Source organism: Salinarimonas sp. NSM, assembly GCF_052380005.1.
Lineage (GTDB): Bacteria > Pseudomonadota > Alphaproteobacteria > Rhizobiales > Beijerinckiaceae > Salinarimonas.
Map to the genome: position 1 here is coordinate 1 of NZ_JBQTCJ010000066.1, position 25,796 is coordinate 25,796.

Sequence of the window (25,796 nt, forward strand, 5' to 3'; positions counted from 1 at the left end):
GCGCAGGGCGGTCGCCGTCAGCACGGCGGCGACGGCGCCGGAGAAGGCGACGCGCGCGGCGGGGCCGACGTCGCCGCTGTCGAGCGCCAGCAGCGCGAGCGCGGCGAACCCGGCCAGCACCACGGTCGCGACGACGTCCAGGGCGGGCCGCGGCGCACGATCGCGGCCGTAAGGCAGCACGACGAAGGCGCCGGCGGCGAGCGCCGTCTGGAGGGCGATGTGGACGAGGCCGGGCGCGTGGTCGCCGAAGGCGAGGAGCGTCAGCACCAGCGCCCAAAGCGCCGCACCGACGGCCGCCGAGAGCGCCAGCCAGCGCCAGCGCCGCAGCCGCGCGACGCCGTAGGCCGCGATGGCGACGAAGGCGAGGTAGGGCGGCAGCGGCCAGAGGCTCGGCGTGTCGCTCTCGACGAGCAGCGGGGCGGCGAAGGCGCCGACGAGGCCGATCGCGGCGAGCGCCGGGCCGTGCAGGGCGGCAGCGAGCATGGTGGCGAGCGCGACGGCGGCGAGGAGCGCGAAGGCGAGGGCGGGGCCTATGAAGCCGTAGAGCGCGAAGGCGGCGTAGACCACGGCGAAGGCCGTCGTCGCCCCCGCCGCCGTGAGCGCGCCGGGCGCGTAGGCGCTGCCGAAGGCGGGCAGCGGCGCCGTGCGCCGCCGCAGCACCTCGCCCCCGGCGATCAGGGCCGCCGCGAACAGCGCCCCGAGCACGATCCGGGCGCCGGGCCCGAGCAGGCCCGCCTCGATCGAGGCGCGCACGAGGAAGATGCCGCCGAGCGCCAGCGCGATTCCGCCGATCCACACCGCCCAGCGGGTGCCGAACCGCTCCTCGAGGCCGGGCCGCGGCGGCGGCATTGCGGGAGACGGCGGCGGCGGTATCTCCGGCAGCGGCGCCGGCTCGGGGACGGGCTCCGAAGGCTGCTCCGGCTCCGCGGGGGGCGGAGTCTCGTCCCGGATCTCGTCCTCGCGGATCTCCTTCGATACGTCCTCCGTCCTCGGCGCCGACTCGCCGGAGGCGGCCGGAGGCGCGGACGGAGCGGCGCGCAGCGCGCCGAGCGCGCGCTCGGCGGCGACGAGCCGGCTCTCGAGCCCGCGCACACGCTGGCGGGCATTGTAGGCCATCACGAAGGCGGCGATCGCCAGGACCGGCAGCGACAGGACCGCGAGGCCGAGGAGGAGGAAGAAGATTTCGTCGTCCACGGCCGAGCCCCTGGGAACGGCTCGATCCGAGCCGCTGCAACGCTTAGCGCAACTCGTCCGCCTGCGCCATCAGGTCGCGGGCGTGCCGTGGTACGCGCGGTACCACTCGACGAACCGCCGAACGCCCTCCTCGACCGGCGTCGCGGGAACGTAGCCGGTGAGCGCGCGGAGCAGCTCCGCGCGGGCGAAGGTGGCGGCGACGTCGCCCTTCTGCATCGGCAGCATCGTCTTCTTCGCAGGCATGCCCAGCGCCGCCTCGATCGTCTCGATGAAGGGCATCAGCCCCACCGGCTGGCCGCCGCCGATGTTCACCACCCGCCACGGCGCCGCCGGGGAGAGCGAGTCGAAGGGCGCGACCGGCGCGCCCTCCACCGGGGCCACGTCGATCAGGCGCACGATCGCCTCGACGAGGTCGTCGATGTAGGTGAAGTCGCGCTGCATCCGCCCCTCGCCATAGACCTCGATCGGCTCGCCGGCGAGGGTCGCGCGCACGAACTTGAACAGCGCCATGTCCGGCCGCCCCCAGGGGCCGTAGACCGTGAAGAAGCGGAACGCCGTCGTCGGCAGCTTCCACAGGTGCGCGTAGGAATGCGCCATCGTCTCCGTCGCCTTCTTGGTGGCGGCGTAGAGCGTCAGCGGATGGTCGGCGCGGTCGGTCTCGCCGAACGGCATGTCCGTGTTCGCACCGTAGGCGGAGCTCGTCGAGGCGAGCAGGAAGTGCGCCGGCGCGTGCCGGCGTACGCCCTCCATGACGTTGAAGGTGCCCACCAGGTTCGCGTCGACGTAGGCGCGCGGGTTCTCGAGAGAGTAGCGCACGCCGGCCTGGGCGGCGAGGTGCACGACGACGTCGGGCTTCGCCGCGTCGAAGGCGGCCTGGAGCGCCGAGTCGTCCTCGAGCATGATCTCGTGCGCATCGAAAGCGTTCGAGCGGCGCAGGCGGGCATGGCGCGCCTGCTTCAGGGAGACGTCGTAGTAGGGCGTCATCCCGTCGACGCCGGTGACGAGCCATCCGTCCGCGAGCAGGCGCTGCGCGACGTGGAAGCCGATGAAGCCGGCGGTGCCGGTGACGAGAGCCTTGCGCGGCACGTGAACCATGGGGATGCGCTCCTTCGCCCGGCTCGATAGCCCGAGCGGCCCCGCCGGGCAACGGCGCGGACGTCCGCCGCGAGTCGGAGCCGACCCGGAGCCTTCCGCCCGTCGTGTTTCACGGGAAACGTCGCCACGCGCGCCGCACCCGAGCGTCGCCTGCGGCGATATCGCCCGGCATGCCGGATGCGCTGCCCTGCGTCACAAGTTTTCCACACAGAGGGGCGAAAGCGATGCGGTGCCTCGCATTCGCCGAGCGTCAACCTGGACGTAAGGAATGTTAGGGTGCAAATGAGACGAGCAGCGGCTCGCGAGTACGCGTTCGGGCGAAGCGCCGACAGCAAGAGAAGTCCTGGAGACACGCCGAATCATGTCCGACGCGTTCACCGCCCTCGCCGCGCTCGTCGCCCTCGGCGCCCCCATCGTCGCGGGGCCGGTCGGCGTCGTGGACGCCAAGCCCGTGCTCGCGCTGCACGGGACGGAGGCCGCGGGCGCCTCCCGCTCGATCGAGATCGCGTACCGCGACGGCGAGATCGCCGGGCGGCTCGGCGTCGACCGCGCGACCATGCGCTACGAGGACCTGCCGGGGCAGTTCGTCGAGGCGCTCGTCGCCGTCGAGGACGCGAGCTTCGAGCGGCACATGGGGCTCGACCCCGCCGGCCTCGGCCGCGCCGTGATCGGCGCGCTCGTCGGGCGATCGGACGCCGGCGGCGGGTCGACCCTGACGCAGCAGCTCGCCAAGAACGCGCTCGTCGGCGATTCGGCGACGCTCGAGCGCAAGGTGGCCGAGGCGATCGTCGCAGTGATGACCGAGAGCGTCGCCTCCAAGGACGAGATCATCGAGAGCTACGCCAACGCGGTCTATTTCGGACGGCGGTCGGACGGTGCGGCCAACGCCGCGCGCAACTGGTTCGGCCGCGACTGGGACGCCCTGACGCTGCCGGAGCACGCCTTCCTCGCCGGCGTGCTGCGCGCCCCGTCGGGACTCGACCCGCTGCGCAGCGCCGAGCGCGCGAAGGCCAGGCGTGACCACGTGCTCTCGCGCATGGCCGAGGTCGGCTTCATCGACGCCGCCGCGCGCGATGCGGCGCAGGCCGCAGACATCGCCGTCGCCCCGCCCCCGCCGCCGCCGCGCGCCGGCGCCGCGCCCAACGACCCGAACTACTGGGCGCTCTCCGAGGCGCGCCGCTTCCTCGGCACGGGATCCTACCTCGACCAGGCCGCCGACCGGGCGTTCCCGACCACGATCGACGCCGACGCCCAGGCGATGGCGCAGCGCGCGCTCGATGCGGTGCTCGAGCCGGTGAACCGCCGCCTGCCCGACGCTGCGCTCGGCCGCGTCCCCGAGCGCGTGATCGACCGCGCCGCCGAGAGCCCGGAGGCGTTGTGGCTCGCAGCGGATCGCGTCGTCGCGCGCCTGCCGGACGGCTTCCTGCGCGTGATCGCAGGCCGCGACGGCCCGATCGTCGAGCCGCGAGATCCGGTCGACACGACCGGCGCCACCGCGGCGGACGCGCCCGCGCCCGCCATCGCCGCGCCGGAGCTCCCCCGCGGCGCGCAGCTCGGCGACGTCTTCGTGCTCCTGCCGAACGGCGAGGTGCAGGGCCGCCCGCGGGTGCAGGGCGCGCTGGTCGCCATCGACCTCGGCACCAACGAGGTGATCGCCTCGGTCGGCGGCACGCGCAGCTGGGCGAGCGGCTTCGATCGCACCCGCGCCCTGCGTCAGCCCGGGTCCGCCTTCAAGCCCTTCGTCTGGCTCGCCGCCCTCGAGGGCGGCGTGCGGCCGGAGGACTGGGTGCTCAACGGCCCGATCACCGTCACGGTGGGCAACGAGGTCTGGTCCCCGGGCAACTACGATGGCGGCGGCGGCAGCTACACGCCGGTCTTCACGGCGCTGGAGCGCAGCTACAACCAGGTCGCCGCCCGCCTCGCCCTGCATGTCGGGATGGAGGAGGTCCGCCGCGTCGCCGTCTCCGCGAGCCTCTACCCACCCGACGAGCGCGGCCTGCTCTTTCCCTCCGCCTCGATCGGCGCGGTCGAGACCTCGCCCTACCGCATGGCGCTCGGCATGGCGGCCCTCGATCCGCGCACGAGCGACATAGCCAGCCGCGAGCACCTCGAGGATCTCGAGCGGATGATGCGCGGCGTCGTCCTGCGCGGCACCGCGGCGGGCGCCTTCGCCAACGGCCCGGAGGGCGTGATCGGCAAGACCGGCACCTCGCAGGAGCACCGCGACAATTGGTTCGTCGGCCGCACCGGCGACCTCGCCTTCGCCGTCTGGATCGGCCGCGACGACGACGACCCGCTGCCGTCGATCAACGGCCGGCGGGCGACGGGCGGCTCCTTCGCCGCGCCCATCGCCGCCTCCTTCCTGCGCGAGGCCCGCGCCGCCGGCATCACGACGGCGACGATCGAGGCGCCGCTGTTCGCAGCGGAGGCGATGCCCTACTGGCTCGAGCCCGAGCCGGAGCCGGAGCCGGAGCCCCGCAGCGGGGGCGGCTGGTGGGCCGGCCGCTTCGACGGCCAGCGCGGCGATCCCTATGCCGGCGCCGCGCCGGCGGATGAATGGAGGCCGGGTTGGGCCCAATGATCGGTTCGTCGTCGACCCGCACCGCGCGCCGCGCGGGCGTGGCCCTGCTCGCGCTCGCGCTCGGTGCGGGGCTCGCTCCGCACGGCGCAGACGCACAGGCGGTCGCCCCGCGGATCCCCGAGCAGCCCCTCCCGCAGGTGCTCCCGCCCGAGCGGGTGGAGGCACCGGAGGTCGTGCTCGGCCGCTTCCTCTCGCAGGCCCATCCCGTGCTCGAGCGGGCCACCTGGTCGAGCGTCGCCTATGACGGAGCGCCACTCGCGGTGCGCCTGCCGGACGGTCACCCGCTCGCGGGCGCCGCCGGCGCGAACGACGGGCGCCTCGTCCCAGACGTCACCGCCGGAGGCCTCTCGCTCGCGATCGGCTGGCGCGGCACACGGCTCGCCGCTGCGAACGCGTCGCTCGTGGGCGAGCACCTCGTGCTCGAGGGGTTCACCCTGGAGAACGACGCCGGCACGCTCGGCGCCGATCTCGTCGTCCTCTCCGCCGAGGCGCTGCGGACGCTGGGCGCCGCCGCCACCGGGGTCCTGCCGGAGGAAGCCGCGCCGGCCGACGTCGTCATCGAGGACGTCGCCATCGAGGTCCGCCGGAGCGTCGACGAGCCCGCGCGCGGCAGCTTCGCCTCGCGCTTCTCGGCCGAGCACCTCGTGCTCGACGGCCTGGTCGCGCGCGCCGTCGAGGCGGGCGAGGACGCGCCCGGCGCGCCGGCGCTCGACATCGCCGGCTTCACCGCGCAGGGCCTCTCGGGCAGCGCCCGCTTCGCCGGCGCCGCGGAGTTCACGCTCGGCAGCCTCGCGCTCGAGGGCTCGCCGCGCAGCCTGACGCAAGTGGCGCAATCCGCGCTGGGTCTCGCCGAGGCGCCCGACGGCGCGGCGCGGCTGTTCTCGCTGGCCTTCGAGGACCTGCTCTTCCGCGCCCGGCGCCCCGGGGCCGAGCCGGCGGTGTTCGTCGCCGAGGAGGGCGGCATCTACGTCAACCTCGGGTCGTCCGCCTCGCGCGCACGCATCGATCTCGACGGAGCGCGGGCCTCCGTCGCGCTCCTCGCCGGCACGCCGATCGAGGAGCCCGCCCGCACCATCGCCGCCTCCGCCTCCGCGCAGGGAATCGACGCCGCGGGTCTGGAAGGCGGGCCGCATCTCGGCCTCGACGTCTCCGCCGACGCGGTGCTGCGCCCCGGGCGCCTGCGCCTGCGCCTCGTCTGCCTCGCCGCACCCGGGCTCGCCGATGCGACGGCGGAGGTGGACCTCGACGTTGCAGAGGACGTGGACCTCTCCGCGCTCGGCTCGCGCGACCTCGCCCGCGCCCGGGCGCGGACGATGTCGCTGGCCGTCGTCGACCACGGCCTCGCCGACCTGGTGCGAACGCTCGCCGGCCGGCCGATGTCCGAGATCGCGGGGGATATCGCGGCGTCCGTCGTCGCGGAGGTCGCGGGCCTGCCGCAGGCTGTCGCGCGGCTGACCACCGCACCGCTCGTGGGAGCGGTGCGCACGCTCGAGGAGCAGGGCTCGCTCGCCGCGGCCTCGCCGACGGCCGCCCCGGTCCCGCTCGCCGCGGCCGGGCTGCTCGCGTCCGCCGGGACGGCCGAGCCCGGCGTCCTCGACGGCTGCGGCCGCTGAAGCCGCGCGCTACGGCGCGTCCCGGTCGAGTGACAGGGTGAACGGGACGCCTTCGTAGGCATCCGCCCCGCGACCGATGGCCGCGACGGCATCGACCATGCGTCCGCCCCGCCCGAGCAGGTCGTCGGCGACGGCGACGATCCGCCGGTTGGGCGTCGCCATCGGCGAGGCCGCCCGCAGCGCCCGCGCGATCGTCGCCTCGTCGCGGTTCGGCGCGAGCGCGCAGGCGGCGACGAAGGCGCTGGCCGTCGAGCGGCTGATCCCCGCCCAGCAATGAATGACCAGCGGGGCCGCGCGGTCCCAGTCGCGCACGAACTCGAGAAAGGGCTCGACGTGCGCGACCCCGGGCAGCACGTGGCCCTCCATCGGCTCGACGATGTCGCTCATGAAGAGCGTCAGATGGCGATCCGCGGCGATCGCGGCGGGGCGCGTCAGCGGCGTCCCGACACTGACGAGCGTGACGAGATGCGACGCGCGCGTCGTGCAGACGGTCTCGTCGAGGCGGGAGAGAGGACAGACCTGCAGGTACGGCATGGCTGCGAGCCATCGCAGCGGCCCGCGCCGCTGTCAACGGGCGGATCCGGCGTCGGGAAACCAGCGGGAGGGTGAACGAGCGGTTAAGATGGCGACCTGCCGAAGCCTTCGTATTCGTATTTGCCTTTCTTTCGACATGAAGTCGCCGGCAAGACGTCGAAAGCATGTTTAACCGATGATTAAGTTGCAGAAATACAACGTGCTGCGTCAATGCTTCGGTAACCGGTCCGCGCGACTTTCGCGCCACGGGACTCCGCGCTATGTGTCCGCCATCCCATCAAGAGGACCAAACACCATGTATCGCCTGCTCATCGCTTCCACGGCGCTCGTCGCGTTCTCGGCCGTCGCCGTGGCGGCCGACCTGCCGTCCCGCACGCAGCCGGCCCCCTTCGTGCCCTCCGCGCCGCCCTCCTTCACCTGGTCCGGCTTCTACGCCGGCGTGAACCTCGGCTACGGCTGGGGCGACTTCACCGGCACGACCGGTGGCGCGCTCTACGACGAGGGTGACGGCTTCATCGGCGGCGGCCAGCTCGGCTACAATGCGCAGTTCGGCCAGTTCGTCGCCGGTCTCGAGACCGACCTGCAGTGGACGAACTTCGAGGGTGGCCCCGCCGTCCCCGGGGCGCTCGCCGGCACGGTCAGCGAGGCCCAGCTCGACTACTTCGGCACCGTGCGCGCCCGCGCCGGTGTCGCGCTCGACCGCACGCTCGTGTTCGCCACCGGCGGCTTCGCCTACGGCGGCGCCGACGTGACGGCGGTGGTCGGCGGCGCCACCTTCTCCGACGACCAGACCCATTGGGGCTGGACGCTCGGCGGCGGCGTGGAGCACGCCTTCACCAACAACCTGACCGCCAAGGTCGAGTACCTCTACACCGACCTGGACAACGAGACCTACAACCTCGACGTCCAGCGCAAGGCCGGCGTCGAGTTCTCCACCGTCCGCGCGGGCCTGAACTACAAGTTCTGATCCCGCCTCTCCCGCACGGGAGAGCGCAGACACCACGACGCCCCGCCCTCCTGCCGGAGGGCGGGGCGTTCGCGTTCGGGTGGCGGCCCGGATCTCGATGGGGAGCTCGATGGCCTGACGCGCCGGCTCAGCCGCTCGCGAGCGATCCGTCCCGTGCCAGCGCGATGTAGACCTCGCGCAGGCGCCGCGCGACGGGACCCGGCGTGCCGGTCCCGATCGTCCGATCGTCGATCTTCACGATCGGCATCACGAAGGCGGAAGCCGAGGTGTAGAAGGCCTCCTTCGCCGCATGCGCCTCCTCCACGCTGAACAGCCGCTCCTCGACGACGAGCTGCATCTCGCGGGCGAGATGCATCACCGCGGTGCGCGTGATGCCCGGCAGGATGGCGTTCGACAGCGGCCGCGTGACGAGCCGGTCGTCGGCGGTGAGGATGAAGGCGGAGGAGGACGACCCCTCCGTCACCATCCCGTCCTCGACCATCCAGGCCTCGGCGACGCCGGCGCGGGCCGCTTCCTGCTTGGCGAGCACCTGCGCGAGGAGCGCCACCGACTTGATGTCGCGGCGCTTCCAGCGCAGGTCCGGCACCGTGACGACCGCGACGCCCGTCTCCGCCGCCGGCGCTCCGAGGATGCGCTTGGCCTGGGTGAACATCACGACCGTCGGCGCGGTGCCCTCGGGGGGGAAGGCGAAGTCGCGCTCGGCGACGCCGCGGGTGACCTCGACGTAGACGAGCCCCTCGGCGAGGTCGTTGCGCCGGGCGAGCTCCCCCATGAGCCGCATCCATTCCTGGGAGGAGTAGGGGTTCGCGATCTCGATCTCCCTCAGCGAGCGTTCGAGCCGCGCGAGATGCGCGGGCGCATCCACGAGCTTGCCGTCGACGATCGCGGCGACCTCGTAGATGCCGTCCGCGAACAGGAAGCCGCGGTCCATGATCGGGACGCGGGCCTCCTCGTAAGGGACGAAATCGCCGTTCAGGAAGACGGTGCGGGACATCGGAGCCGGGCCTTTTCTCATCGTACGGTGAAGCCGCGACCACACCACGGCGGAGGCGCCTCCTGCAAGCGGGCCGAAACGCGCATGGGTGTGGGCGCGCTTGCGCGCCTGCGCCCCTCGCCCTAGCGTGCGCGCCGTCCTTCACGCGCCGATGCGTGCGAGCCGGACCTCGCTCCGGCCGACTCAACCCCTCTTGCAGGAGCTCTCCCCCATGCTCGACGCGTCCGCGAAAGGCGTCTACGTCATCGCCCCGACCCCCTTCCACGAGGACGGGCGCGTCGACGAGGCCTCGATCGACCGGATGACGGACTTCTTCGTCGGGGCGGGCGCCACCGGGATCACGGTGCTCGGCATGATGGGGGAGGCGCCCAAGCTCGACGCGGAGGAGGCGCTCGCCGTCGCGGCGCGGGTGATCGCGCGCGCGGGCGTGCCCGTCGTCGTCGGCGTGTCGGCGCCCGGCTTCGCGGCGATGCGCGGCCTGACCCGGGCGGTGATGGACGAGGGTGCCGCCGGCGTCATGATCGCGCCGCCCGCCTCGCTGAAGACCGACGACCAGATCGTCGGCTACTACGCCAACGCCGCCGAGGCGATCGGCACGGACGTGCCCTTCGTCATCCAGGACTACCCGCTCTCCACCGGCGTGGTGATGACGCCTGCCGTCATCCGCCGGATCGTCGCGGACAATCCCGGCGCGGTGATGCTCAAGCACGAGGACTGGCCTGGCCTCGACAAGATCTCCACGCTGCGGGGCTTCGAGCAGGACGGGTCGATGCGCCGGATCTCCATCCTGTGCGGCAACGGCGGCATGTTCCTCGACTTCGAGATGGCGCGCGGCGCCGACGGCGCCATGACGGGCTACGCCTTCCCGGACATGCTGGCGGACGTGGTGCGCCTGTCGGCGGCCGGCGAGCGCGAGGCGGCGCACGATCTCTTCGACGCCCACCTGCCCTACCTGCGGTACGAGCAGCAGCCCGGCGCGGGACTCGCCGTGCGCAAGTACGTGCTGATGCGCCGCGGCGTCATCGCGAACGCGACTCTGCGCAAGCCCGGCGGCGGCGTTTCGGCGAAGGCGAAGGCGGAAGTCGACTACCTGCTCGCTCGCCTCGCGCGGCACGATCCCCGCGCCGGCGACCTGCGCCCGGCGTGATCGGCACGCGCGGCGAGCCCGCTCGCGTGCGGGCGCGCCGCAGGGCGGGCGCGGAACCGGCGCCGTCGCGGGCCCGTTGCCCGGGCGCAGACACTCGGGAGATCCGCGTTGAGACACTCCGCGTCGCGACACGCCTCGACATCGCCTCTCGCGCTCGCGCGCGCCGCCGCCGTCGCGCTGCCGGCCGTCCTCGCCGCGCCGGCGCTCGCCCAGGAGCCGGCTCAGGAAACGTCCCGGGAATTCGCGCAGCAACCGGCCGCGCAGGACGCGATCGATTCGGGCGACGCCCGCACCCCGGAGGCCGCGCCGTTCACGCCGAAGGACGCGGCGGCGCGCATCGCCCCGCAGACGCAGCTCGACTGGCGCACGCTCGAGGACCTCGACGCGCCGACCTATCTCGGCCGCCTCGCCGCGCTCGACGCGCTCGCCGTGTCGGCCTCCGAACGCGTGCTCGCGCGCGACCCGCGCCGACGCACGACCGACGTCGCCCGCGACATCCTCGCGGCGCACGAGGCCGGTCGCGGCATCGTGGCGGAAACGCTTCCCGAGGACGTGGAGGTGGCACCGATGGCGCTGCCCGCCGATGTCGCGGCCATGGACGCGCTCGCAGCGGCGACGCGCGCGATCGATTTCGAGGAGATCTACGTCGACGCGATGATCGAAGCCCACCGGGAGGCCGTCGGGTTGACGAGCTTCTACCGGCGCTTCGGCTCGGACGAGGCGGTGCGCGAGCTCGCCCGGCGCATCCTGCCCATGCTCGAGGCCTCCCTCTACCAGGCGGTCACGATCCGCCAGGAGCTCGTCGCCGAGTTCATCGCCGACGGCTGACGCGGCCCGCGCCGACCGCCCTCCGCCGCCCGCTTCAGTGTCGCGGCAGCGCGGCGAGGATCGCGTCCTCGCGATAGGGCTTGGCGACGAAGCGGGCGCTGCGCAGGCTCTCCGGCAGGTCGCTCGGGCGCGCGGCCGAGACGAAGGCGAAGGGAACGCCGCGCTCGCCGAGCGCCTGGGCGATGCCGAAGCTCTTGCCGTCGGTGAGATCGATGTCGAGCAGCGCGAACTCGACCCGTGCGACGTCGACCTGCGTCGCCAGCATGCGGCTCGCCGCCGCCGCGCTGTCGCACACGCCGACGACCTCGTGCCCGTTGTTCTCGACGATCGCCTGAAGGTCCAGTGCGATCAGCGGGTTGTCTTCGCAGATCAGGATACGCACGCTCACGTCACTCACCTCGTCCCGCTCTCGTCCCCTACGGCGGAACGCCTCTCCATGGAACCGTCGTGTCGGCTCAACCGAGCGCGCGGATCGCAGTTCCCGATCGTTCGATCTTTAGGCGAAGTCGAGCGATCGTGGTTAACCATTTCTTACTGCAGGCATCGCCGAGCTCTGCGGATCATTCCCGCACGACGACGACGATAAGCCACGCTATTGGGACAGGATGACGTCTCCCGTCGGGCCGACCCCCTCCGGAACGGGAATGTCGGTGGCGTTGTAGTCGGTGTTGAGCTTGAGCACCGGGCCCGCGGAGAGCTCCAGCCGCCGCGCGACGATCACCGTGTAGGCGGATTCGTCGGCGACCGCGCGGTCCGCGTCCACGAGGAGGTCGCCACGGGGCAGGTAGATCGTACCGAGCAGCGTGCGGGCGTCGTCGCTCGTGATCTTGAAGTCGCGCCCCTCCTCCGCGGCGCGGTCCTGGAAGAACAGGATGCCGGCCAGCGCACCGTCGCGCATGGCGCTCAGGTCGATGTGCGATCGCTTGCGGAAATCGATCGCGGCGTTCTTGCCGGTGAAGTAGAAGCTCGTGTAGCGGCCGTCGAGGGCACCGTCGTCCACGCGCAGCTCACCATCCTTTATGACGTAGAGGCCCGAGCCGAGGTTGACCCGCGCCCCCTGGCTGATGCGGATGCCGCCGCAATAGACGCCCGGGAGCAGGTAGGTGTCGGAACGGATGTCGAGGTTCTGGTAGTCGCAGGCGCCGACCGGCGGCGCCGCGCGCCCGGCCAGCGGGTCGGGAATCGGCGGGCACTCCGTGCGCGGGGTGGGCACGAAGGCCGTGCCGCGCCCGAAATGACCGCCCGCGGAGCAGATCAGCGCGGCGTTCAGCTTCGCGTCGTCGTCGATGCGCAGGGCCTGCATGTGCGTCGAGTTCGTGAACACGCCGCAGCGCTGCGCATCCATCGCCGCCCGCTTCTCGAGGTGCAGCGCCTTCGCGCCCGTCGCATCGAGCGTCACGACGCAGACCGGCGCGCTGCCGCTGAGCTGGGCGGTCGCGCTGACGGCGACCTGCGCGAAGGCATCGGTGACGACGCGGCTGAAGACGCGCGTGAGCGGGACGGCGATGTCGATGCGCACCGAGTGGCCCCGGGAATCGATTGCGGCGTCCACCAGCGCCGCGTCGGGATCGAAGCCGCGGGCGGCGATCGCGGCGCGCGCCGCCGTCTCGGCGCCGGCCTCGAGCTGGTCGGCGGGCGTGTTGGCGAGCCGCATCTCGCGCGCGGCGGCGATCGCCGCGGTGTCCGCCGCCGCCTGCAACGAGGTGCGCGCGCCGTACCAGCTCGTCGCGTCCACGGCGAGACCGGCCGCGCCGAGAAGCGGCACGACCGCGAGGCTGAAGACGACCACCACGCTGCCGGCCTCGTCGGCGAGCCGCCGACGCAGCACCGCGAAGCGGCTCGACACCCATTCGCCCATCATTCGGCGGCCTCCCTGGGCAGGCCGGCCGCGTCGAGACGAGCGACCGGCAGGACGATGCGTGCGGCGAGCCCCCGGCCGGGGGCCGAGTCGAGGACGAGCCGCCCGCCGCTGAGCTCGGCGATGCGCCGCGCCGTCGGCAGGCCCAGGCCGAGCCCGCCGGCGCGGCGGACGAGGGCGTTCTCCGCCTGCAGGAAGGGCTGCGTGCAGCGAGCGAGGGTCTCCGGGTCGAGCCCGGGTCCGTCGTCGGCGACGCCGAGCACGACGTCGTCGCCCTCCGCATGCGCCGTCAGCCGCACCCGCCCGCCGCGGGGCGCGTGCGCAAGCGCGTTGGCGACCAGCTCGTCGAGCGCCTTGGCGAGGAGGTGCGGATCCACCTCGACGGCGAGGGCGGGATCGGCATCCGCCTGCAGCGCCACGCCGACGGCCTCCGCTGCACGGCGCCGACGGTGGACCCCGTCCTCCACGAGGTCGGCCGCGAGCAGGTGCTCGGGCACGACGGCGACGGTGCCCGCCGACATCTGCGCGAAGGTGAAGACGCGCTGGAGCGTATCGTTGAGGCCGCGCGCCGCGGCGATGACGCCGTCGAGATAGGCGCGCGGGTCGGAGTCGGGGTCGAGCGCGGCCTGGAGCAGCTCGGAATAGCCGATGATCGCGTTGAGCGGCGTGCGGGTCTCGTGCTGGAGGAGGGCGAGCAGGCTCTCCTTGAGACGATCCGCCTCCTCCGCCCGCGCCCGCGCCTCGCGGGTGGTCGCCTCCATCCGAGCCGCGCGCAGGACATAGCGCAGCTGGTAGCCGAGGAGCCGCCAGTTGACGGGCTTGGCGGCGAACGAGGTGGCGCCGACCTCGTAGGCACGGTCGATCGCGAACATGTCGTCGCGGCTCGTGATCACGACGACGGGGAGATTCCGCATCCTAGGATCGCGCCGCATTTCCGCGAGAAGCCCGAAGCCGTTCATCCGGGGCATCTCGAGGTCGCACAGAACGATATCGAACCGGGCGTCCCGCCGCAGGATCGCGAGCGCCTCCTCGCCGTCGCCGGCCGTCACGACCTCACCGCCCGGATGGTCGAGATGCCCGACCGCGATCTCACGCATGATCGGGTCGTCGTCCACCACGAGGAGGCGCGTCGGGCTGTCGAACACGTAGAGAAAACCCGCGTTTGTCTTGCCGAGAAGCATCGGTTCCGCCCTTCCTGGACGATGACCTTTAGGCGCAATCCCTGAATGGCGGATTAAATCGGTTAGTTAAGCCCGCACTTACTCATTCGCCGCCATAGTCGCGCGCAGAGACCAGCGTGTAGACGCTCGGACGCGGGAGTGGTCACTTGCAACCCAGAAGATCAGTCGTCGGAAAGCTTGGCCGTTTGGTCGTGATCTCCGTGCTGATCGCACTCACCCTCGGCTCCGCGGCGAGCCTTTGGCTCGAGGTCGAGCGCTACGGCGAGCAGAAGCGCGAACGCCTGCTCGCCGTCGCCCACGCCTTCGCTGCGGCGAGCGCTGAGGCCGTCGCAGCGCACGACCGCGACTCGATCTTCGAGGCGGTCCGCGCCATCAGTCGCCTACCCGACATCACGCACGTGACGGTTACAGATCGCACCGGGGCCGTCCTCGAGGAGATCGGCTCGGGCGTGCGCCTCGTCGGCGATCTCGTCCTCGACGACGGGACGCCGCTCTCGGTGACGGCCGTGCTGTCCTCGCGCACCGCCGTCGTCGGCGTCCCGGTCCGCCACCGCGGCGTCGAGGTCGGACGGCTCGAGCTGACGTCCGAGACCGGCGACCTCTGGGGGCGTCTCCTCGTCGTGCTCGCCTTCGGGCTCGGTGCGGCGGTGGTGGCGAGCGCGATCGGCCTCGCCATCGCCTGGCGGCTCCAGCGGGCGATCACCCGTCCGCTCCTGACCCTGTCGGCGACGATGCAGCGGGTGCGCGAGGCGCACGACTACGACGAGGCCTGCCCCGTCGAGAGCGACGACGAGATCGGCCAGCTCGCGCTCGGCTTCAACGCCATGCTCGGCGAGATCCGCCGGCGCGACGCGCGCCTCGCGCAGCACCGCGAGCGCCTGGAGAGCGAGGTGGAGGAACGCACCCGCGATCTCGCCACCGCCAAGGACGCCGCAGAGCGGGCGAGCAGCGCCAAGTCCGACTTCCTCGCCACGATGAGCCACGAGATCCGCACGCCCATGAACGGCATGCTCGTCATGGCCGAGCTGCTCGCCGCCGGCGATCTGCCCGAGCGCCAGCGGCGCTACGCGGAGGTGATCGCCCGCTCCGGCCAGTCGCTGCTCGCGATCATCAACGACATCCTCGACTTCGCCAAGGTGGAGGCCGGCAAGCTCGAGCTCGAGGCGGCACCCGTGGATCTGGGCGAGGCGGTGGAGACGGTGGTAACCCTGTTCGGCGAGCGCGCCGCCGGCAAGGGGCTCGACCTCGCCGCCGCGGTCGACCCGGCGCTGCCGCGGATCGTCGGGGATCCGGTGCGGTTGACGCAGGTCATCGCCAACCTCGTCAACAACGCCCTGAAGTTCACCGAGACGGGCCACGTGCTGGTGCGGGTCGCCGCCGCGGACGGGCGGGTGACGATCCACGTGGAGGACACGGGCATCGGCATACCCGAGGAGAAGCGCGCGACGATCTTCTCCGCCTTCTCCCAGGCCGACCAGTCGACCACCCGGCGCTTCGGCGGCACCGGGCTCGGCCTGTCCATCGTCCAGCGCCTCGTCGCCGCGATGGGGGGCGAGATCAGGGTCGAGAGCGTGCTGGGAGAGGGCTCCTGCTTCGTCGTGGAGCTGCCCTGCATCGCCATGGAGGACGGCGCGCCGGCGGCGCCGCGGCTCGACGCGTCGCGCGTCGCGATCGTCGCCGCGGCGGGCGCGGCGACCCGCACCGCGCTGTCGCTCGGCCTCGCCGCGGCGGGGTTCGACCTCCGAGAGCCGGACACCACGGAGCCGGACACGGCCGGACCGGACGCCGACTGGATCGTCGATGCGGACGCGCTGCTGCGGACGGGCCGGCCCCCAGGCGCGCGGCGGGTGCTCGCGCTGTCGCCGATCGGGGAGCGCGCCGGCGAGGAGGCCCGCGCGCGGGGCCTCGCGGATGCGCTGCTGCGCCGGCCGCTGGCGCCGAGCGAGTGGACGCTCGCCCTCGCCCGTCTCGTCGACGGCGGCGCATTCCCACGGGAGGAAGCCGCCCGCGACGGCGCCGCCGCGGCCCTCCCGTGCTTCCCCGGAGCCCGGGTCCTCGTCGCCGACGACAGCGCGGTCAACCGCGAGGTGGCCTGCGAGGCGCTCTCGCGGCTCGGGATCGCCGCGCGCACGGTGACCAACGGGCGTGAGGCGCTCGATGCGATCACGGCCGGTGGCATCGACCTCGTGCTGATGGACGGCTCCATGCCCGAGCTCGACGGCTTCGAGGCGACCCGCCTCACCCGCGCCCACGAGGCGGGCAGCGGCACCGCCCGCACGCCGATCGTTGCGCTCACGGCCCACGTGGTAGGGGCGGGCGCGGAGGCCTGGCGCGAGGCCGGCATGGACGGCGTGCTGCACAAGCCCTTCACCCTCGCCGCCCTGGCGCAGGTGCTCGGGGCGCATCTACCCGCTTCAGGATCCGCGATCGCCGGGACCGCGCCGGTGGAGGTCGCCGGCGCTCCGGCCGGGGAGGCCACGTCCGATCCCGAGGCGCTCCTCGACGAGGAGGTCGTCGCCGGCATCGCGGAGATGGCGCAGACCACCGGCGCCGGCTTCCTGCGGCGCATCCTCGGCCTCTACCTGGAGCACGCCCCACCGGCGCTGGCGCAGCTCGTCGCGGCGGTCGCCGAGGGTGCCGAGCCGGCGCAGGTCGCGAGCGCGGCACACGCGCTGAAGTCGATGAGCCTCAACGTCGGCGCCGCGGCGCTCGCCGCGCGCCTCGCCGCGATCGAGGCGGCGGCGCGCGATCCCGGCACGCTCCCCGACGCGACCGCGCTCGGCACGCTCGCCCCGCTCCTCGCCGAGACGATCGCGGCCCTGCGCGCGGGCCTCGGCGAGGAGGAGCCGGAGGTCGACGCCGCGGCCGTCGGCCGAACCGCCCTCAAGCCTTCGCGCCGGTCTCCTCGGGCGCGGACGTGACGTTGCCGGCGATGCTCTCGACGGCCTCGTCCGCCGTCGCGACCTGGTGCGCGGCGGCGGGCGCGGCGCTCGTCGTCGCACGTTCGGCCAGGATGTGGAGCGGCGGCGCCGTCCCGGTCTTGCCTTCGCCGGCGTAGAGCGTGAGGTGCGGGAACGGGATCTCGATCCCGCGCTCGTCGAAGACCTGCTTCACCACCTCCAGGTAGGCACGCCCCGTGCCCCATTGCTTGCCGGGAGCGGTCTTGATCCGCCCGCGGACGACGACCGCGGAGTCCGCCAGCGCCTCCACCCCCATGAGCTCGAACGGGCCGAGGATGTTCGCGCCGTGATCCTCCGAGCGCGTCAGCAGGTCGAAGGCGTCCTGCATGGCCTGCTTCACCTCGGCGACGTTCTCGCGATAGGCGACGCCGATGTCGGCGACGTAGTAGGCGAAGTGGCGCATCATGTTGGAGACGCTGTCGACGCTCGAGAACGGCACCACGTGGTAGGTGCCCTGCAGGTCCCGGATCGACACCGAGCGGATGGTCAGCCGCTCGACCACGCCGGAGATGCCGCCCGCCGAAACGACGTCACCCTCGTTCATGGCGTTCTCCAGCTGGATGAACACGCCGGTGATGACGTCCTGCACGAGCTTCTGCGCGCCGAAGCCGACCGCGAGGCCGACGACGCCGGCTCCCGCCAGCAGCGGCCCGACGTTCACGCCGAGCTCGGCCAGAACCATGATCGCGATGACGACGACGAGCGTCACCGTGAAGGCGTTGCGGAAGAGCGCCAAGAGCGTGCGCTCGCGGGCCGTGGGCGGCGTGCCGTAGTCCGGGTTGAGGCGGTACTCGACCCAGGACGAGACGAGGATGTAGAGAGCGATCCCCACGAGCACGAGCAGGAAGGCCGAGATCAGCGACGTCGTCACCGCGAGCCCCACGCCCGTGGAGGCCCAGGAGAGGAAGTCGAACAGCTCCCACGCCTGCGCCACCGCAACGAGGATGCCGACGAGCACGACGAGCCGGATCACATGCAGAATCTTGGGCACGAAGGCGTTGAGACGCGACTCGAGCAGCGGAAGACGCTGCTTCACGTCGGGCGACAGGCGGATGCCCCCCGTCATGAAGCGCGACAGCAGCATCGCGATGCCCACCCCCACGGCGATGGCGATCGCGCTCTCGACCGTCGCCGAGAGCATGTAGGTCAGCGCCTCTCGCGGGCGCGTCGTCCAGATGAAGAACAGGGCGACGAAATAGACGATCGCGAGCACGTGCCAGACCCGCGCCAGCGCCGCCATGAAGCGCGCGGTGGCGTCGTTCTGGCCGTTGACGGCCCGGCGCAGCATGATGCGGCGCACGGCATCGCGGTTCTGCAGCGTCACGAGCACGCCGACGAGGCACGCGGCGAGGATCGCGAGCGTGCGGATCGCCTGGCCCGCCGCGAAGGAGACGCTCCAGGAGGCGATCGGCGCGACGAAGAGGAAGGCGTAGGCCACGATCGAGGTGATGCGGCCGATCCAGAAGTACCAGTATGCGGCGGCCGTGTCCGAGATCGCCTGCACGATGCGCAGGCTTCCCCGGTTCGGCCGCAGCACCGCGCGCACGCCGAGCTTGATCACCTCGGCCATGACGAAGGCGTTGAGGAAGAGCTGCTGGTTCAGCGCGTTCATCCCCGTCGGGCCCCAGTTCACCGCGACGAACGTGCCGATGGCCCACGCGGCGGCGAGCGCCAGCGCCTCGACGAGGAAGGTCGCGACCGACAGCACGATGCGCCCGATGACGTTGCCCGTCTGCCGATGGCGGGCGAAGCGGTCGCCCAGCCGGCTCGCGAACCAGCGCAGCAGGAGGTAGCTGCCGACCGTCACGGCAATGACGAGGCCGAGCCCGGTGACGATCCGCCCGAGCCGCTCGACGTCCCCTGCATCGACGTCGCGCCACAGGGCGCTGACGGTGTCGAGCGCGCGCCCGGTAACGGCGAAGAAGCCGGCGACCTGCTCGGCGACGGCGCGGGTCTGCTCCGCGATCAGCGTCGCGAAGGGCAGTGGCGCCTCCTCCTGCGCCGCAGCGGCGGCCGCGACGGCGTCCCCGGCCGGTGTGGTGGCGGCGAGTGCCTCGAGCAGGCGCGCCCGCGCCGCGTCATCGGCGAGGACTGCGCGGAGCGCCTCGATCTCCGGGGACAGAGCCGCGTCCGTCGGCTCGCCGGCCGGCGCCTCGTCCGCCGGCGCCTCCTCCTGCGCCGCGATGCCGGGGATGGCGAGACCGGGGACCTGCGCCCGCGCGGCAGCGCCGAGCAGCACCACGATGGCGAGCGCCAGCGAGATCACGAGGGCGATGGTCGCCAGGCGCGTATGCGAGCGAATGAAGACGATGAGCGACGAGTGCTGGCGCATGATCCAGGGGAGGGCTTCGGACGGGGGAAGAGTGCCGCGCGGGGCGGATGTGCCGCCGAATCCCGGCGCCACGCGCCGCACTATAGGGAAATCGCCCCGGGGGGAAACCGCCCACCGGTCGGGTGCCCGACGGCCCGCCCGCCGGCCCGGCGCCGCCGCCGAAATTTCGCCCGTCCCCTCAAGGACTCCTGCCGCGTCGTGAGGGCGATCACGGACCCGTGAACACGATCGCGAAGCCGTCCGGCGTGTGCCGCACGACCCGCGCCGGCAGGCCGCCCAGGCGCACCGGCGCGCCGAGGCCCGGCCGCAGCGGCGAGGCCAGCCGGGCGCCTCCGAAGGAGAGATCCGCGACCGCCACGGGGGCGATCTCCGGCGGCTCGTCGATGACGGTGAGCGTCGCGGTGGCGGGCGGCGGCAGGCCGCGGGGATGCGCGCGCAGCTCCGTGCGTCGTCCCTCGAGCCGCTCCTCGAGCCAGACCAGGGCTGCCGTCCGTCCCTCGCGCCCCTCCCGCTCGAACGCGACGGCGACGCCGTCCTCGACGAACCGCACCACCCGCCCCCGGGCGACGCCGATCTCGGCCATCGCCAGCGTCAGGATCTCGCCTTCGAGGACGGGAGCGGCGGTCGCGAGCACGGCGCCGTCCGGGGAGACGCAGCGCGTCTCGCCCGCGAACGCCGTGCCGTCGCCGAGCACGATTCGGCACGGCAGCGCCAGCGCGAGCCGCTCGCCGCGGCGGCGGTCGACGTGGAAGAGGGAATAGGCCTGATCGAGCCGCATCGGGGCGCCCTCGCCGGCGGGCGCGGACGATCAGCACCCTGCCGACGTACGGTGCGCGCCGACGCTTGCGCGCGGCTTGCGATCGCGTCGGGTCCCGACGCGCGGCGCCGGCTCAGGACGCCGCCGTGCTCTCCCTGCCGCCGACGACGACGATGTGCAGGCGGCGTGGGCCGTGGGCGCCGAGGAACATGGTCTGCTCGATGTCGGCGGAGCGCGAGGGGCCGGTGACCCAGTTCACCGTGCGCGGCAGCACGCCCTTGCCGAAGCGCTCGCGCAGGCGCCCCCAGAGGCTCTCGTAGTCGCCCACGATGTCGGCGGCATCCACCACGATCACGTGGTTGTCCGGCAGGAAGTTGAGCGTCGAGGGATTCTGCGGCCCCGAGACGAGGGCGCAGGTGCCGGTCTCGGCGACGCCGGCCTCGGCGTGGCTCACCGCGTTGAGGTCGCTCCCGTCGCTCGGACCCGCGTCGATCGCGAGCGGCGTCTCGCCCCACGGCATCGCCGAGAGCCGCGGGTCGGCGCCCATGCGCAGCGTGGCGGCGAGGTTGTGGGCGCGCAGCCACTGCGCGATCGCGGCGGGAACCGCGTCGGGCGCGTCGACCTCGCTCACGGTGGCGAGCGCCGCCTCGGCCTGGGCGATGAACAGCTCGATGCGCGCGCGTCCGGTCACCGCTCCCCGGGCGGGGACGACGCCGGCGGGCGCGCGGGCGATGCGCTCCTCGACGATCGAGCGGCGCGGGCGCTCGCGCCCGGTGACGCCGAGCGAGCGGCGGATGGAGGCGAAGATCTCGTCGCGGGCGGTGCTCATGGCGTTCTCCTCACGCCGCGGTCTTCACGGCGGGCCGTGCCGCCTTGCCCGCCCGCTCGCGGGCGAAGCGCTCCTGGAAGGTGCCGCCCTGGGGAGCGGGGAAGTCGCGATGCTCCGTCCAGCCTCCGGCGAAGGGCAGCCGGGCGAAGCGGCCCTTGGCCCCGCCCTTCTTGCGCGCCACGAAGGCGAGGAGGTTCATGCCCAACCGCGTGGCCAGCCGGTATAGCGCCGGGCGCCTGGCGAAGAAGGCCCACGCCGCGATGCCGGAGCGGACGGTGGCGGGCGAGAGATGGCGCTCGAACTCGCGCTCGCGCCAGTGCCGCATCAGCTTCGGCAGCGGAATGCGCACGGGGCAGACGCTCTCGCAGCGCCCGCAGAACGTCGAGGCATTCGGAAGATGCCCGCCCTTGTCGACGCCGATGAGCGACGGTGTCAGCACGGCACCCATCGGTCCGGGATAGACCCAGCCGTAGGCATGGCCGCCGACGGCGTGGTAGACCGGGCAGTGGTTCATGCAAGCGCCGCATCGAATACAGCGCAGCATGTCCTCGAACTCGGTACCCAGCATGGACGAGCGGCCGTTGTCGATCAGCACGACGTGGTAGCTCTCCGGCCCGTCGAGGTCCTCGGGGCGGCGGGGGCCGGTGGTGAAGGTGGTGTAGACGGACAGCTCCTGGCCGGTGGCGGAGCGGGCCAGCACGCGCAGGAGCTGGGCGGCGTCCTCGAGCGTGGGCACCAGCTTCTCGATCGAGGCGAGCACGACGTGGGTCTTCGGCAGGATCTGGGTGAGGTCGCCGTTGCCCTCGTTGGTCACGATGATCGAGGTGCCGGTCTCGGCCACGAGGAAGTTCGCCCCGGTGATGCCGACGTCGGCGGCGAGGAAGCGCTCGCGCAGCACGCCGCGCGCCTCGGTCAGCAGGTTCACCGGCTCGGAGAGGTCGCGCTTCGCGTCGAGATGGGTGTGGGCGCGGCGGAAGTCCTCCTCGACCTGCGAGGCGTTGACGTGCACGGCGGGCGCGATGATGTGCGAGGGCGTCTCGTGGCGCAGCTGGATGATGTACTCGCCGAGATCCGTCTCCACCGGCTCGATGCCCGCCGCGGCGAGGTGGTCGTTGAGCCCGATCTCCTCGGAGATCATCGACTTGCCCTTGGTGACGGTGCGCGCGCCCTTCTCCCGGCAGATGTCGGTGACGATGGCCCGCGCCTCCGCCGCGTCCCGCGCGAAGTGCACCACCCCGCCCGACGCCTCCACCTTGGCGACGTAGGCCTCGAGGTAGAGGTCGAGATGGGCGAGCACGTGATCCTTGATGTCGCGCGCGGAATCCCGCAGCGCCTCGAACTCCGGCAGCTTCCCCGCCGCCTTCGCCCGCTTCTCGATGAACCCCACCCGCACGTTCGAGAGCGCCCGCTGCAGCTGGACATCGTGCAGCGCCGCGTGGGCGTTGTCCTTGAATTGGGGGGAGGTGGACGGGTGGGACATGCGGGCGGGCTCCCGGGGCGGGCGGGTGGTGGAGGGAGTTGTAGCGGGGGAACGGGGGGATGGCGAGGGGGTGGCGGGGGGCGTGGGGTCGCGGGGGGCTGCGTCACGCGATCTCGCGGCTGTCGCTGGCGCCGGATTGGGCGAAGGCGAGAGTGTGCCGCCCGGCGAGCTCCTGAATTTCGAGCACGTGCGGCATGCGCAAAGCGATCCTGCGGAGCTGGGCGCGCCATCGGGCGAGGCCGGGTCCGTCGACATGATTGATGGCGTTGGCCGCGCCAATCGCGCCGTTAAGCTGGACCGCGGCGTCTTCCGCCCAGCGCGGATCGTCCACGAGCGCGACGAGCCGGCTTCCCCATCGCTCCAGCCCGATGAAGTCCCGCGCCGCGCCATGGTGACCGATGGCGTGGCCCGCGCCTTTCGCGCGCGCGAGCTGCATTGCGGCGTCGTCAACCCAGCGCGGATCGTCGGTGAGGACGATCAGTTGTTCCCCCCACCGCTCCAACCCGGCGAAGTCCTGCGCTTGACCATAGTAGATCATTGCGTTGCCCGCGCCTTTCGCGCGCTCGAACTGGATCGCTGCGTCGTTCACCCAACGCGCATTCTCGGCGAGAGCGACGAGCCGTGCACCCCACCGCTCCAGCCCGGCGAAGTCCTGCGCGCGACCATAATCGACAATAGAGTTAAACGCGCCCGTCGCGCAGAGAAGTTGTAAAGTAGCGTCGTCCGCCCAGCGCGGATGCTCGGCGAGGGCGACGAGTCGTGCACCCCATCGCTCAAGCCCGGCGAAGTCCTTGGCGTCACCATACTGGGACATGGCGTTCACCGCGCCTTTCGCACGCTCGAGCTGGATCACAGCGTCGTCAACCCAGCGCGGATCGTCGGCGAGTTCGGCGAGCCGTGCACCCCACCGCTCCAGCCCGGCGAAGTCCCGGGCGTTACCATAGTGGAAAATGGCGTTGACCGCGGCCATAGCGCCACGGAGTTGGATCACGGCGTCGTCAACCCAGCGCGGATCGTCGACCAAGCCGACCAGCTGTTCCCCCCATCGCTCCAGCCCGGCGAAGTCCTTGGTGTTACCATACTGGGACATGGCGTTGACCGCTCCCATCGCGCCATGGAGCTGGATCGCGGCGTCGTCCACCCATCGCGGATTGTTGGCAAGGCCGACGAGCCGTGCCCCCCACCGCTCCACCCCAGTGAAGTCCTGGGCCATACCAAAGTGGTAAATGGCGTTGACCGCGCCCATCGCGCCACGGAGCTGGATCGCGGCGTCGTCAACCCAGCGGGAATTGTCGACGAGGTCGACCAGTTGCTCCCCCCACCGCTCCAGCTTGGCGAACTCCTGCGCTTGACCACAGTGGAGGATCGCTGTGACCGCGCCCCCAGCGAATAATGCCTGCAGCGTTCGGTCGGCTGGTCGTCCGTTCGCCAGCGCGGACAACTCGGCGACAGCGCGATCAGTTTCGGCCGACAGCACTCCGTCTTGGACCAAACGTGCCAATATGCGCTCGGCCCGCTGATGCGCGGCCTGCGCCCGCTCCGGCGCGCATGCGTCGAAGGCGGCCTGCATCGCCTCACAAAGGGCGCCGTCTTCGGGGCGACGGGCGAAACCAAGCCAGAGCTGCCGCAGGCGGGCCTCTACGCCGGCGGCGTTCGCCGCCACTGCTGCCGCGAGAAGCGAGCGCCAGTCGTCCTCGTCGCACTCGCGCGCCCAGCGCAGCAGTACCTCGTTCGCCAGCGGCTCGGGCGCGATCGCCGGCATGCGCCGCTTCAGGTCCTGATCCGGGACGCCCTCGTGCAGCCGCGCGCGCACGGCGAGGCGCGGGATGGCGCCGTGCCGGCGCGCCTCGGCGAGCGGGAGGGGGCCCGCGAGCGCCGCGAAGGCCAGGTAGCGCAGGTCCTCGGCCGAAGCGGCGGCCACGCGCTCGCCCGCTCGCACGCTGATGGTGCGCCGAGGATCGGGTCCGAGCAGGACCAGGAGCGGTCGTCCCTCGGCCGCCGCCACCTCGTTCGGCGTGCGTTCGGGGGCGATCCGGTGCAGCTCGCCCTCGCCGAGCGGCGTCAGCCTCGCCCCGGGGTGGAAGGCATCGCGGATGCGCTCGTCGCGGGCGGCGTCCCGCGAGACTTCGAGATCGAGCGAGAGCTGATCGACGAGGAGGACGCGGACCTGCCCCGTCGTCGCGAGCAGGGCGTTCAGCTTCGCGGCGAGATCGGGATCGCGCGTCGCCTCGTCGATCACGATCGCGGTCTTTTGGCGCAGGCGCGTCCGCGCGATCGCGCGCACGTCGCCGTCGAGCAGGCCGGCGTCCCATCCCTTGCTCTCGAGATAGGACAGCCACTCCATGGCGAGCTTCGTCTTGCCCACGCCCATGACGCCGACGAGCTCGGTCCACCGCGGCCCGTCTCCCGATGCGGAGCCGGCGAAGCGCTTGAGCGCGGACAGCTCCGCGTCGCGCCCGACCAGCGGACGCGGATGCTCCGGGTGGTCGGGCGGGACGTCGGGGCGCCATCGCACCGGCTTCAGGATGGGCGGCCGGACGGGCCAGACGCGGTCGACGATAGCGCGACCGAACGGAGTCGACAGAACGACCGCCGCCCATGCGAAGACGGCGACGCCGAAATGCGCGGCCATTTCGAGAGGCGTCGTGAGCCCGAGGTAGTCGCGGACGACGTGGAACGCGGGCGTCAGCGCCGCGACGACGGCGGCGACGACACCCGGGACGACGTCGAGAAAGTAGGCCGCTCCGGCGACGGCACCCGCGAGCAGCGCGATGATCGCGGCGCGGACGAAGACCGGAAGGGTCCGGCGGGGGAACGTCGATCGTCGCATCGGCCCGGCTCTGGCGCTGTGTCGTGCTGCAATCCGGATTGGCGGACGCGGCGAGGATACTACAGGCTGTGGGACGCTGCAGCATCGCGCATTCGCGTGGGAGCGCCGCTCGGCCCCTCTCCCATTCCAAGCCGAGGATCGAAGCGCACCGCACACGTGGCCCGAGGGGGCGGGAGCGGCGCTCGCCGGGTCGGGCGACGAGGGGGGTGCGGTTCGGACCGCCGCAGCGCTTCTTCCCTCAGAGTCCCATCCCCCTGGTGGGTCGGGGACCCGTCATCCCCCTGGAGCCGTCGTGCTTCCGCACGCGCCGACGCGCGCAGCGGAGGTCACCGCGCAGCGGCCGAAGCGCAGCGGAGGAGGGCGAAGCCCTTGACCGCAGCGAGCACGGCGGCACGCTGGCAGCACGTGACGGCGGCCTCTCGCGCGGTGGCTGGCGGCCCGATCCCGCGCGCTCCGAGACCCGGTCTCTGGCCCGTTGGCGCGGGCCGTCCCCGCCTCAGGGGGGGGGAGCGGCGCTCGCGTCGTCGGCGGAAGAGCGCCGTGGATGCAGCCCGCCGACGTTGTCCAGCGGATAAAGGGTTGACAGATCTGACCGGATGAATGGTTGACAGATCAG

18 protein-coding genes are annotated in these 25,796 nt (G+C 72.6%); 6 read left to right on the forward strand and 12 right to left on the reverse strand.

Annotated features, from left to right (window positions below):
• Positions 1-1,194: DUF2339 domain-containing protein (locus tag ACTZWW_RS19265; protein WP_444782587.1), on the reverse strand; the 1,194-nt coding region annotated here is incomplete at its 3' end.
• A gap of 69 nt (positions 1,195-1,263) precedes the next feature.
• Positions 1,264-2,289, reverse strand: a complete 1,026-nt coding sequence (locus ACTZWW_RS19270) for an NAD-dependent epimerase/dehydratase family protein (RefSeq protein ID WP_444782588.1) — start codon at positions 2,287-2,289, stop codon at positions 1,264-1,266.
• Positions 2,290-2,650: 361 nt separating this feature from the next.
• On the opposite strand from ACTZWW_RS19270, the gene ACTZWW_RS19275 reads away from it, so the two are divergent.
• Both ACTZWW_RS19275 and ACTZWW_RS19280 read left to right on the forward strand, forming a co-directional pair.
• Entirely contained in the window at positions 2,651-4,870 is a 2,220-nt protein-coding gene (locus ACTZWW_RS19275; RefSeq protein WP_444782589.1) for a transglycosylase domain-containing protein, read from the forward strand.
• Positions 4,867-6,483: a hypothetical protein gene (locus ACTZWW_RS19280; protein WP_444782590.1), complete on the forward strand. Its 1,617-nt coding sequence runs from the start codon at positions 4,867-4,869 to the stop codon at positions 6,481-6,483. Before ACTZWW_RS19275 ends, ACTZWW_RS19280 begins: the two co-directional genes overlap by 4 nt.
• 9 nt (positions 6,484-6,492) lie before the next feature.
• On the opposite strand, the gene ACTZWW_RS19285 is transcribed toward ACTZWW_RS19280, so the two are convergent.
• Positions 6,493-7,017 (reverse strand): tyrosine phosphatase family protein, encoded by a 525-nt coding sequence (locus tag ACTZWW_RS19285; RefSeq protein ID WP_444782591.1) that lies wholly within the window; start codon positions 7,015-7,017, stop codon positions 6,493-6,495.
• A 295-nt stretch (positions 7,018-7,312) separates the two neighbouring features.
• Here ACTZWW_RS19285 and ACTZWW_RS19290 point away from each other — a divergent pair, with 295 nt between their 5' ends.
• A complete protein-coding gene (locus tag ACTZWW_RS19290) occupies positions 7,313-7,984 on the forward strand; it encodes an outer membrane protein (protein WP_444782592.1) in 672 nt (223 codons plus the stop codon).
• 127 nt (positions 7,985-8,111) lie between these two features.
• On the opposite strand, the gene ACTZWW_RS19295 is transcribed toward ACTZWW_RS19290, so the two are convergent.
• On the reverse strand, positions 8,112-8,978 hold the full coding sequence (locus tag ACTZWW_RS19295) for a D-amino-acid transaminase (RefSeq protein ID WP_444782593.1): 867 nt from the start codon (positions 8,976-8,978) through the stop codon (positions 8,112-8,114).
• Positions 8,979-9,189: 211 nt separating this feature from the next.
• Here ACTZWW_RS19295 and ACTZWW_RS19300 point away from each other — a divergent pair, with 211 nt between their 5' ends.
• Positions 9,190-10,125 carry a dihydrodipicolinate synthase family protein gene (locus tag ACTZWW_RS19300; RefSeq protein ID WP_444782594.1) on the forward strand — a complete coding sequence of 312 codons (936 nt, stop codon included), beginning with the start codon at positions 9,190-9,192 and terminating at the stop codon, positions 10,123-10,125.
• Between the two features lie 108 nt (positions 10,126-10,233).
• On the forward strand, positions 10,234-10,953 hold the full coding sequence (locus ACTZWW_RS19305) for a DUF4142 domain-containing protein (protein WP_444782595.1): 720 nt from the start codon (positions 10,234-10,236) through the stop codon (positions 10,951-10,953).
• Positions 10,954-10,987: 34 nt separating this feature from the next.
• Here ACTZWW_RS19305 and ACTZWW_RS19310 read toward each other — a convergent pair whose 3' ends face one another.
• The 3 genes from ACTZWW_RS19310 to ACTZWW_RS19320 all read right to left on the reverse strand — a co-directional run bounded on the left by ACTZWW_RS19310 (position 10,988) and on the right by ACTZWW_RS19320 (position 13,992).
• On the reverse strand, positions 10,988-11,341 hold the full coding sequence (locus ACTZWW_RS19310) for a response regulator (protein WP_444782596.1): 354 nt from the start codon (positions 11,339-11,341) through the stop codon (positions 10,988-10,990).
• A 204-nt stretch (positions 11,342-11,545) separates the two neighbouring features.
• A complete protein-coding gene (locus tag ACTZWW_RS19315; RefSeq protein WP_444782597.1) occupies positions 11,546-12,814 on the reverse strand; it encodes a pilus assembly protein TadG-related protein in 1,269 nt (422 codons plus the stop codon).
• On the reverse strand, positions 12,811-13,992 hold the full coding sequence (locus ACTZWW_RS19320; protein WP_444782598.1) for an ATP-binding response regulator: 1,182 nt from the start codon (positions 13,990-13,992) through the stop codon (positions 12,811-12,813). Before ACTZWW_RS19320 ends, ACTZWW_RS19315 begins: the two co-directional genes overlap by 4 nt.
• Positions 13,993-14,183: 191 nt before the next feature.
• Between ACTZWW_RS19320 and ACTZWW_RS19325 the strand changes: the two genes are divergently transcribed.
• The gene (locus ACTZWW_RS19325; protein ID WP_444782604.1) at positions 14,184-16,913 is read left to right on the forward strand and encodes an ATP-binding protein; all 2,730 of its coding nucleotides are present in this window, start codon (positions 14,184-14,186) and stop codon (positions 16,911-16,913) included.
• Here ACTZWW_RS19325 and ACTZWW_RS19330 read toward each other — a convergent pair.
• From ACTZWW_RS19330 to ACTZWW_RS19350, 5 genes are all read right to left on the reverse strand, one after another.
• Positions 16,876-19,284 carry a mechanosensitive ion channel domain-containing protein gene (locus tag ACTZWW_RS19330; protein ID WP_444782599.1) on the reverse strand — a complete coding sequence of 803 codons (2,409 nt, stop codon included), beginning with the start codon at positions 19,282-19,284 and terminating at the stop codon, positions 16,876-16,878. The two genes, ACTZWW_RS19325 and ACTZWW_RS19330, sit on opposite strands and share 38 nt — an antisense overlap.
• 208 nt (positions 19,285-19,492) lie before the next feature.
• Positions 19,493-20,062, reverse strand: a complete 570-nt coding sequence (locus tag ACTZWW_RS19335; protein ID WP_444782600.1) for a PilZ domain-containing protein — start codon at positions 20,060-20,062, stop codon at positions 19,493-19,495.
• A gap of 112 nt (positions 20,063-20,174) precedes the next feature.
• Positions 20,175-20,870, reverse strand: coding sequence for a LutC/YkgG family protein (locus tag ACTZWW_RS19340; protein ID WP_444782601.1), 696 nt, complete (start codon positions 20,868-20,870; stop codon positions 20,175-20,177).
• A gap of 10 nt (positions 20,871-20,880) precedes the next feature.
• The gene (locus ACTZWW_RS19345) at positions 20,881-22,350 is read right to left on the reverse strand and encodes a LutB/LldF family L-lactate oxidation iron-sulfur protein (RefSeq protein ID WP_444782602.1); all 1,470 of its coding nucleotides are present in this window, start codon (positions 22,348-22,350) and stop codon (positions 20,881-20,883) included.
• 103 nt (positions 22,351-22,453) lie between these two features.
• The gene (locus ACTZWW_RS19350; RefSeq protein ID WP_444782603.1) at positions 22,454-25,180 is read right to left on the reverse strand and encodes a hypothetical protein; all 2,727 of its coding nucleotides are present in this window, start codon (positions 25,178-25,180) and stop codon (positions 22,454-22,456) included.
• Positions 25,181-25,796 lie beyond the last annotated feature (616 nt).

Coding starts and splice junctions, on each gene's coding strand:
- ACTZWW_RS19335 (WP_444782600.1), bottom strand. CDS start 20,062: ATGCGGCTCGATCAGGCCTATTCCCTCTTCCACGTCGACCGCCGCCGC.
- ACTZWW_RS19290 (WP_444782592.1), top strand. CDS start 7,313: ATGTATCGCCTGCTCATCGCTTCCACGGCGCTCGTCGCGTTCTCGGCC.
- ACTZWW_RS19300 (WP_444782594.1), top strand. CDS start 9,190: ATGCTCGACGCGTCCGCGAAAGGCGTCTACGTCATCGCCCCGACCCCC.
- ACTZWW_RS19295 (WP_444782593.1), bottom strand. CDS start 8,978: ATGTCCCGCACCGTCTTCCTGAACGGCGATTTCGTCCCTTACGAGGAG.
- ACTZWW_RS19275 (WP_444782589.1), top strand. CDS start 2,651: ATGTCCGACGCGTTCACCGCCCTCGCCGCGCTCGTCGCCCTCGGCGCC.
- ACTZWW_RS19340 (WP_444782601.1), bottom strand. CDS start 20,870: ATGAGCACCGCCCGCGACGAGATCTTCGCCTCCATCCGCCGCTCGCTC.
- ACTZWW_RS19285 (WP_444782591.1), bottom strand. CDS start 7,017: ATGCCGTACCTGCAGGTCTGTCCTCTCTCCCGCCTCGACGAGACCGTC.
- ACTZWW_RS19315 (WP_444782597.1), bottom strand. CDS start 12,814: ATGATGGGCGAATGGGTGTCGAGCCGCTTCGCGGTGCTGCGTCGGCGG.
- ACTZWW_RS19345 (WP_444782602.1), bottom strand. CDS start 22,350: ATGTCCCACCCGTCCACCTCCCCCCAATTCAAGGACAACGCCCACGCG.
- ACTZWW_RS19270 (WP_444782588.1), bottom strand. CDS start 2,289: ATGGTTCACGTGCCGCGCAAGGCTCTCGTCACCGGCACCGCCGGCTTC.
- ACTZWW_RS19350 (WP_444782603.1), bottom strand. CDS start 25,180: ATGCGACGATCGACGTTCCCCCGCCGGACCCTTCCGGTCTTCGTCCGC.
- ACTZWW_RS19280 (WP_444782590.1), top strand. CDS start 4,867: ATGATCGGTTCGTCGTCGACCCGCACCGCGCGCCGCGCGGGCGTGGCC.
- ACTZWW_RS19320 (WP_444782598.1), bottom strand. CDS start 13,992: ATGCTTCTCGGCAAGACAAACGCGGGTTTTCTCTACGTGTTCGACAGC.
- ACTZWW_RS19330 (WP_444782599.1), bottom strand. CDS start 19,284: ATGCGCCAGCACTCGTCGCTCATCGTCTTCATTCGCTCGCATACGCGC.